We start from the raw sequence: 1,417 nt of genomic DNA on the forward strand, positions 1-1,417 counted from the left end.
GCCCCAGTCGCGCACAGGGTGCGCTCCCACAGGGGGAAGCCTCGGAAATCTGAAAAACCGAGGCAACAAAAAAGGGCCGCTTTCGCGGCCCTTCTTCTTAAGACTCATCGCAGCTAGCAATTAGCGCTGACGAGCCTTGAAACGCGGGTTGCTCTTGCAGATCACGAACACTTTGCCGCGACGACGCACAACCTTGCAGTCACGGTGCCGCGCCTTGGCGGACTTCAAAGAGGAAAGCACCTTCACGGCCAGCTCCTGAAACTATTAAAAGAAAAATACAAGACGGCAAGTGTAAACAGTTTCCAGGAGTCGCACAAGTCTTTGGATCGACTGCCAATTGACTGTTCATGACGAATCGGCGGTCGCGGCGGTCAATCTGCCTCGGTCATGGCGCTCAGGAAGCGCCGGACCACCGGCGAGGGCTCGTCGATCCGGCTGGCGAGGGCCAGCAGCATATAGGCATCGGGGTCCTCCAGCCGCAGGTATTTCACGCCGGGCAGGCTGACCGAGCGCATCGAGGCGGGCACCAGGGCCAGTCCCATGCCGGCGGCCACCAGCACCAGCAGACCATTGATCTGCTGCGCTTGCTGGCTGATCAGCGGGTGGAAGTTGGCCTTGGCGGCGATCTGCGCCAAGCGGTCGTACAGCGTGGCGGCCAGTTCGCGAGGCTGGACCACGAAGGCCTCCATGGCCACTTCTCGCAGCCAGATGCTTTCGCGGTCCGCCAGCGGGTGATTGGCGGGCAGGGCGAGCAGCAGAGGTTCGCGGTCGATCACGTCCAGCCGCAGAAGCTTGGCCATGCCGGGGTGCTCGGGTTCGTCGCGCACGAAGCCCACGTCCACCTCGCCAGCCAGCAGGGCGGCGTACTGCTGCTCGGTGTACATCTCGCTGAGGATCAGCCGTACCTGGGGGGCAAAGCTGCGGTAGCGCAGCAACGTCTGGGGCAGGGCGGGGTGGAAGGTCACCGACACCGTATAGGCCAGCCGCAGCTTGCCGCTGAAGCCGGTGGCGGCGTCCGCCATCTGGGCGCGGGCCTCTTCGGCCTTGGCCAGGATCTGCCTGGCCTGTTCCAGGAACAGCTTGCCGGATTCAGTCAACGCGACGTTGCGCTTGTTCCGCTCCAGCAGGCGCACTCCCAAGTCGTTCTCAAGCGCTTGTATCTGCTGAGAAAGAGGCGGCTGGGAGATGTAGAGCCGCTGGGCTGCGCGAGTGAAGCTCAGCTCCTCGGCGACCGTTACAAAGTAACGAAGCTGTCTGAAGTCGAACATGGGAGGGCTTTAATAGGGTTTTCGTATAAGTCGATGCCTAAATATATATTTGTTTCTATAACCCGTCGATCATATTATTTCTTCCGTCCCGCCACCGTCCCCTCCCCCCAGGTGGCGGCGACCCTCGCCCCGCTGCGACGCTATCCCCG

The 1,417-nt window shown here is 61.8% G+C and carries 2 protein-coding genes; both read right to left on the minus strand.

All coding sequences use genetic code 11. The annotated features are described in order from the left end of the window. Positions 1-120: 120 nt before the first annotated feature. Positions 121-246, minus strand: a complete 126-nt coding sequence (gene ykgO / locus AC1DMG_RS22130; protein WP_010342887.1) for a type B 50S ribosomal protein L36 — start codon at positions 244-246, stop codon at positions 121-123. A 125-nt stretch (positions 247-371) separates the two neighbouring features. Beyond that, the gene (locus AC1DMG_RS22135) at positions 372-1,268 is read right to left on the minus strand and encodes a LysR substrate-binding domain-containing protein (protein ID WP_477175929.1); all 897 of its coding nucleotides are present in this window, start codon (positions 1,266-1,268) and stop codon (positions 372-374) included. Positions 1,269-1,417 lie beyond the last annotated feature (149 nt).

The sequence above is a fragment of the Dyella sp. 01N36 genome (genome assembly GCF_056399745.1).